General features: G+C 48.6%; 7 protein-coding genes. 2 read left to right on the top strand and 5 right to left on the bottom strand.

Annotated elements, in window-relative coordinates; translation table 11 throughout:
* Window positions 1-255: 255 nt before the first annotated feature.
* Window positions 256-1,302: an asparaginase gene (locus B5F77_RS09505; RefSeq protein WP_087330165.1), complete on the top strand. Its 1,047-nt coding sequence runs from the start codon at window positions 256-258 to the stop codon at window positions 1,300-1,302.
* 16 nt (window positions 1,303-1,318) lie between these two features.
* On the opposite strand, the gene rnc is transcribed toward B5F77_RS09505, so the two are convergent.
* The 3 genes from rnc to B5F77_RS09490 all read right to left on the bottom strand — a co-directional run bounded on the left by rnc (window position 1,319) and on the right by B5F77_RS09490 (window position 3,689).
* On the bottom strand, window positions 1,319-2,101 hold the full coding sequence (gene rnc, locus B5F77_RS09500) for a ribonuclease III (protein ID WP_087330163.1): 783 nt from the start codon (window positions 2,099-2,101) through the stop codon (window positions 1,319-1,321).
* A gap of 64 nt (window positions 2,102-2,165) precedes the next feature.
* The gene (fabF, locus tag B5F77_RS09495) at window positions 2,166-3,431 is read right to left on the bottom strand and encodes a beta-ketoacyl-ACP synthase II (RefSeq protein WP_087330161.1); all 1,266 of its coding nucleotides are present in this window, start codon (window positions 3,429-3,431) and stop codon (window positions 2,166-2,168) included.
* 21 nt (window positions 3,432-3,452) lie between these two features.
* Window positions 3,453-3,689: an acyl carrier protein gene (locus B5F77_RS09490; RefSeq protein ID WP_087330159.1), complete on the bottom strand. Its 237-nt coding sequence runs from the start codon at window positions 3,687-3,689 to the stop codon at window positions 3,453-3,455.
* A 149-nt stretch (window positions 3,690-3,838) separates the two neighbouring features.
* Here B5F77_RS09490 and purN point away from each other — a divergent pair, with 149 nt between their 5' ends.
* Window positions 3,839-4,408, top strand: a complete 570-nt coding sequence (gene purN / locus B5F77_RS09485) for a phosphoribosylglycinamide formyltransferase (protein ID WP_087330157.1) — start codon at window positions 3,839-3,841, stop codon at window positions 4,406-4,408.
* Between the two features lie 182 nt (window positions 4,409-4,590).
* Here purN and B5F77_RS09480 read toward each other — a convergent pair whose 3' ends face one another.
* Together B5F77_RS09480 and cysS are read right to left on the bottom strand one after the other, a co-directional pair.
* Window positions 4,591-4,998 (bottom strand): PaaI family thioesterase, encoded by a 408-nt coding sequence (locus B5F77_RS09480; protein ID WP_087330155.1) that lies wholly within the window; start codon window positions 4,996-4,998, stop codon window positions 4,591-4,593.
* Window positions 4,999-5,017: 19 nt separating this feature from the next.
* Window positions 5,018-6,493, bottom strand: coding sequence for a cysteine--tRNA ligase (gene cysS / locus B5F77_RS09475; RefSeq protein WP_087330153.1), 1,476 nt, complete (start codon window positions 6,491-6,493; stop codon window positions 5,018-5,020).
* Window positions 6,494-7,239: the final 746 nt, after the last annotated feature.

Genomic DNA, 7,239 nt, shown 5'->3' with positions numbered 1-7,239 from the left:
CGTAAAGCAAATTCCAAGCGGAGCGAAAAGAAATCTCGGTTGTTTGAGCGAAGCGAGTTTTCCGAGATTTCCGCTCCGCGCCGCGAATTTGTAGCCGCTGGAGTGTAAGTCTTGATTTTTTGGTTCTTTTTCATCAAGGAAAAAGAACGAAGAACAATGGCTATTTGTTATTCAAAAGCCGATATTTTCTGACTATTTAGGCTGGAAATATAGCAAAACGTCAGTATCTTTGCAGACGTAAAAACACAAACGTACATGAACGAGAAAACAGGGCAGGTATCCATCCTGCTGATTTATACGGGCGGCACCATCGGCATGGTGCAGAACCAAGAGACGGGGCGGCTCGAACCCTTTCATTTCCCCTGCCTTTTGCAGCAAATACCGGAGGTGCGGGAGGTCGGGTGCGCCATCGAGACGGTGCAATTCGACCAACCGCTCGACTCGGCCGACATGGGTCCGGAGTCGTGGGCCTGCCTCGCCCGCCTCATTGCCGACCATTACGCGGCGTACGACGGCTTTGTCGTTTTGCACGGGACGGACACGATGGCCTACACTGCCTCGGCGCTCAGCTTTATGTTGGAGAATTTGAGTAAGCCCGTCATCCTGACCGGCTCGCAACTGCCGCTGGGGATGCTCCGAACGGACGGGAAAGAGAATCTCCTGACGGCCCTCGAAATCGCCGCGGCTCGCGAGGGCGAATTTCCCCTTATCGAGGAGGTTTGTATCTTCTTCGAGAACGACCTGATGCGCGGGAACCGGACGAGCAAAACCGGCGCCGACAATTTCAACGCCTTCCATTCTTATAATTATCCTGCACTGGCGCACGCTGGGGTGACGATTCATTACAATCGGCCGCACCTCTACCGGCCTATCCTTCGGAAACCCTTGAAACCCCATTTCCAACTCGATACGAACGTGGCGCTCCTCAAACTATTCCCCGGCATCTCGCCCCGCTACGTGGAGACGGTGCTCGGTATGGAGGGATTGAAGGGCGTCGTGCTGGAAACGTATGGGAGTGGCAACGCGCCCTCGGGCGAGTGGTTCGTGAAGCTTATCCGCGAAGCCGTGAAGAAGGAAATTGTGGTGGTGAACATCACGCAATGCCAGACCGGCAGCGTTGAGATGCAACGCTATGAGACGGGACTCCACTTGCAGGAGAACGGTGTCATCAGCGGATACGACAGCACCACCGAGGCTGCTATCACCAAATTAATGTTCCTGTTTGGACTCGGACTGACGCCCAGCGAGGTGAAAGAATACATGCAATGTGCTCTGGCTGGCGAGATGAGCGTACCCCGATAAAAAGGGAGCGAGACGCTCACACCTCCTCCGGAATAAACGTCTCGCCCTTGTTTTGCGAATCTTTGTCCGCTCGCCGCTTTTTCTTCACGTTCGAAATATATTGTTGGAAAGAACGGTCGGTTCGGATTTTCTTCATCGCCATTTGTGCTGCGTGTTGTTGGGATTCTTTCTTGGTATAGCCTGTCCCGATACCGATGGTATCATTGGTATCGACCAAGATGACGGCCGTCTGGAATACCGGGTTCCCGTCGCCGTCCATATACGACTCAATCACGTTGAACGCGATATCGAACTTGTTCTTCTGGCTCCATTCGATAAGGTTCGACTTGAAATTGACCTCCATTTGCGAAATCTGGTCCAAATCGATGTACTTTTTGATGAGCACTTGCTCCACAAAGCGGTAACAAGCGTCGAAGCCCTTATCCAGATAGATGGCACCAATCAACGCCTCCAACGCATTGCCCAACATGTTGCTGTTGTGCGTCTCTTTTAAAGGATGTTGGAAGGAATACTGCAGCATGTGGTCCAGCCCCAACTCCTTGGCCATGCGATTCATCGACTCGCGCGATACAATCTTCGAGCGCGTGTTGGTCAAGAACCCTTCCCGGCGGTACTGGAAATGTTCGTACACGATATCGGCCACGACGGCACTCAAGATGGCATCGCCGAGGAACTCCAATCGCTCGTTGTTCAACCATTTCCCTTGTTCGTCTTCAATCGAAGAAGACTTGTGTAAAAAAGCTTGCTGGTATAATCTGATATTATCCGGATAGAAACCGACAATTTTGTATATAGACAAATAAGGCTCCTTACCTCTGTTTTTAAGGAGCCTTATCTTCTGATATAGATGTGAAAGCCACACGTTATTTCACGAATTTTTTAACAATCACGCTCGCATTGTGACCGCCAAAACCGAATGTATTCGACAAAGCCGCGTTCACGACACGTTTCTGCGCCTTGTTGAACGTGAAGTTCAGCTTGTAGTCGATTTCCGGATCTTCATCGCCTTCTGCATGGTTGATAGTCGGAGGCACGATGTCCTCGTCTACCGCCTTCACGCAAACGATTGTTTCCAATGCGCCGGCAGCACCCAGCAAATGCCCCGTCATGGATTTCGTAGAACTGATGTTTAACTTATATGCATGTTCGCCAAATACCTCTTTGATAGCTTTTGCTTCTGGAATATCGCCTACTGGAGTCGAAGTCCCGTGAACGTTGATATAATCAATGTCTTCCGGTTTCATTCCGGCATCTTCCAAGGCATTCCACATCACCAAACGAGCGCCCAATCCTTCCGGATGAGTAGCTGTCAAATGATATGCATCGGCCGACATGCCCGCACCTGCTACTTCTGCATAAATCTTGGCACCACGTGCTAACGCATGTTCCATCTCTTCCAAAACCAAACAAGCACCTCCTTCGCCCATGACAAAACCGTCGCGGCTTGCGCTAAACGGACGAGAGGCTGTCTCCGGTGAATCGTTGCGCGTAGACAATGCGTTCATCGAGTTGAAACCACCTACGCCTGCTACCGAGATGGCCGCTTCCGCTCCACCTGTGACAATGGCATTTGCTTTGCCCAATCGAATATAATTGAAGGCATCTGCAATGGCATTCGTAGAGGATGCGCATGCGGAAACGGTCGCGAAGTTCGGACCGTGGAAACCATAAATCATAGAGATATGACCTGCTGCGATATCCGCAATCATTTTCGGAATGAAGAAGGGGTTAAACTTCGGACCGATAGTATCTTTGGTTTTTGCATAACCCATTACTTCCTCTTCGAATGTCTTGATACCGCCAATACCCGCCGCAAAGATGACACCGATACGGTTCTTGTCTTCTTTGTCCAAGTCCATGGCTGCATCGGCTACGGCCTGCTTAGCAGCGGCAATAGCCAACAAGCTATAACGATCGCATTTGCGTGCTTCTTTCCGGTCTACATACAGCGACGGATCGAAGTTTTTCACTTCGCATGCGATTTGCGTCTTAAATTTGGATGCATCAAATTGAGTAATAGGACCTGCGCCACTTCTCCCATTGATAAGACCCTCCCATGTTTCAGCGAGGGTATTACCAAGAGGAGAAATAACACCAAGACCTGTTACTACTACTCTTTTTAATTCCATACGTTAAGAATAATAATTGGATTACTTCGCGTTAGCTTCGATATAAGCGATAGCGTCACCAACTGTAGTAATCTTTTCTGCCTGATCATCCGGAATTGAAATACCGAATTCTTTCTCAAATTCCATGATCAACTCTACTGTATCCAGTGAGTCTGCTCCTAAATCGTTTGTAAAGCTTGCTTCATTCGTAACTTCTGATTCTTCTACGCTCAGTTTATCAACGATGATATTCTTTACCTTTTCAGCAACTTCAGACATAACTTTTGATTTTTAGATTAATAATTACGTTTATACTTCTTATTTCGGGTGCAAAGAAACGAATTTTTTATGGAACGACACAATTTTCATGGGGAAAAATGCGGTAAACTGCACATTTTTTCTTTTCTTGTGCACAAATTTTGAAATGAATCATGAAGAAGATTGCTATTTTGGCGTCCGGAGCGGGGACGAATGCGGAAAATATCGCTCAATACTTTTCTCAGAATGATAGGATTAAGGTGGCTCTTATCGTGTCGAACAATCCGAAAGCAGGTGTTTTGGAGCGTGCGGTCCGGTTGGGTATCCCTTCGGAGGTGGTTTTGAAGGCGGATTGGGCGTCGGGCGAGTCGGTCGTGACGCTTTTGCGCCGGTATGAAATTGATTTTATCGTCTTGGCGGGTTTTTTGTGTATGGTACCGGATGCGTTGCTCCGGGCTTTTCCGGATCGGATCGTGAATATCCATCCGGCTCTTTTGCCGAAGTTTGGCGGGAAGGGCATGTATGGAATGCGCGTGCATGAGGCGGTCGTGGCGGCCGGCGAGGCGGAATCGGGTATTACGATACATTATATTAATGAGCATTACGACGAGGGAACGGTCATTTTCCAAGCTTCGTGCCCGGTTTTGCCCTCGGATACGCCGGAAGAGGTTGCCGCCAAGGTGCATCGGCTGGAATATGCGTATTATCCGAAAGTGATAGAGAAGTTGTTAAGAGATTGAGAAACAAACTCCTAAGAGTTTCTCTCCGTGCCTCTTGGAAAGGGGTCTCGATAACTCTTAAGAGTGGGTCTCGGAAACTCTTAAGAGTTGGGTCGGGAAACTCTTAAGAGTTAGGAGCGGCAACTCTTAAGAGTCGTAACGCCCAACTCTTAAGAGTCGTCATCCGCCCCTTTTTTGAAGGGTCAAACAATCGGTTCGAAGGGGAGTTCGGTCTCTTTCCGATAGCCTGTCCCGTTGAAGGTAGCGACGAGCCGGCCGGCTTCGTTTGTGATGCGCACTTCGCAGTTCGAGAGTCGCTTCTTGTCGAGCACTTCGCGGGCTTCGGCGTACAGATACCCGCTGCTTTCGGCGCGAAAAAAGTTGATGGTCGAGTTGATGGAGAGCGTCAAGCGAGCGTGGCTGTTCGAAGCGGCCGCGAACGCCAAATCGGCCAGTGTGAAGATAGCGCCCCCTTGGCAGACGCCGCCTCCGTTCAGGTGCTCCGGCTTGATTTCCATGCGTGCTTTCGCATAGCCGTTGCCTACTTCCAAGAGTTCGACGCCCGCGTTCACGGCAAAGCGGTCGCCTTTCAAGAATTCAAATATGTCCATTATACCTATATATAATATATTATAGTTTCCATTCCGTCCCTTCTTTCGTATCCTTGATGGTGAAGCCGAGGGCGGTCAGTTCGTTGCGGATTTTGTCGGAGGTAGCCCAGTCTTTATTGGCCTTTGCCTGTTGGCGGATCGCGAGGAGCAGGTCCATCGCCTTGCTGAAGGCTTCGATGCTTCCGTTTTCTTCGCCGCTCCGGGCTTCGTCTTTCAGGCCGAGGAGGTCGAAGATGAATAGATGGAACACCTCGCGGAGCTCGTTCAGGTCGGCTTCCGAAATCGTATCCTTCCCGTCTTTGATGGAATTGATGAGGCGGGTAGCGTCGAAGAGGTGCGAGATGACGATAGGCGTGTTCAGGTCATCGTTCATCGCCTCGAAGCATTTGGCCCGCAATCCCTTTATATCTACCGAAGAGCTTTCCGATGCTTTCAGCTTTGCCAGGCTGGCGTATGCGTCCAAAAGGCGGGCGAGGCCCTTTTCTGCGGCTTGGAGCGCATCGTTGCTAAAGTCGACCGTGCTCCGGTAATGGGCTTGGAGGATAAAGAAACGAATCGTCATGGGCGAATAGGCTTGCGTCAAAAGCGGATTCGAGCCTGCAAAGAACTCTTCCAACGTAATGAAGTTCCCCAACGACTTGCCCATCTTCTGCCCGTTGATGGTAATCATGTTATTATGCATCCAATAATGTACCATCTCATGTCCTTCGGAAGCGACGGCTTGGGCGATTTCGCATTCGTGATGTGGGAAAATCAAATCCATACCGCCTCCGTGGATATCGAACTGCTCGCCCAGATACTTCCGTCCCATGGCTGTGCATTCGCAATGCCATCCAGGGAAACCGTCGCTCCAAGGCGAGGGCCAGCGCATGATATGTTCCGGTTGGGCGCATTTCCATAGGGCGAAATCTATCGGGTTTCGCTTTTCTTCTTGCCCGTCGAGCGCGCGGGTCGTATTGAGCATTTCCTCGATATTACGTCCCGAAAGAATGCCATACCGGTGTTCCTTGTTGTATTTCTCTACGTCGAAGTAGACCGAACCTTGACTTTCGTATGCATAACCCTGGGCGAGGATTTGCTTAACCAGTTCGATTTGCTCGATGATATGCCCCGAAGCAAGTGGTTCGATACTGGGCGGAAGCACGTTGAGCGCTTCCATCGCGTGGTGATACCTATTTATATAATATTGCGCTACCTCCATCGGTTCGAGTTGTTCGAGGCGTGCTTTCTTTGCTATTTTGTCTTCACCGCTATCGGCGTCGTGTTCCAGATGGCCTACGTCGGTAATGTTCCGCACGTAGCGGACTTTATAGCCGATATGTTTCAAATACCGGAAAAGAATATCGAATGTAATGGCTGGCCGTGCATGACCCAGATGCGCGTCGCCATATACCGTCGGTCCGCATACATACATGCCCACAAACGGTTCGTGCAACGGCACAAACGTTTCTTTCTTTCTGCTTAATGTATTATAAATCTGCAATGGATGTTCCATAACTTTCCTAATTTGTATTGTACGGATGCAAAGGTAAGAATAAAAAACATTTCTTTTGTCCTTTCGCCGGGGAAGAACTCAAATTGCCCTAAAGAAAACTTACTCCGACGCCGTAAAAACTTCTTTTCCCTATTGTGATTTCTGTAAATATCGACGATGTTTGTATAAGTATCGCCGATATTTGTATATCTTTAGCTTAAAGATAAAGAAATATCGTCGATGCGTGAAGAAATTGTCGTTAGGAAAGGAAGTTTTCATGCCGGATTGGGAAGTTTTTCTTCGGTTTGAAAAGAGAATATCCGGAATATGAGTCTATGTGCTTCCAGATGGATTTCATCCTCCAAACCTTGGGGTTTTGTCCTCAAATCACCTACTTTCGGATAAAAACCAAAAAGTTTTTGTCTAAAACTCTTGCTATTTCATTTTTCCTCCTTACCTTTGCATCGATTCCGCATCGGAGAGCGTTTCCGACTTAGGGAATCATTGAAATATTGACAAGCATTTTACGAAGATTATTCCTCAGTTGAAAATCGGCAAAATTTTTTACAAGGTGGGATGATGGACAGTAAATGCTTGCGCTAAGTACGAGTTAATTGTGAGGTTTCCTATAATTTGTGCATATCATAAGTATATGTATCAGTACGGGGAAACTGAAAAATATAATCGTATAGGCGCGGGCTGTTGTTCTATTGTTACCTTGTGGGCGTTTGCCGATGCCTCAACTGAAATAATAGACAACGTAAGCC

It is taken from the genome of Parabacteroides sp. An277 (assembly GCF_002159645.1).
Lineage (GTDB): Bacteria > Bacteroidota > Bacteroidia > Bacteroidales > Tannerellaceae > Parabacteroides.
This window is presented reverse-complemented; position numbering and strand designations above follow the sequence as displayed.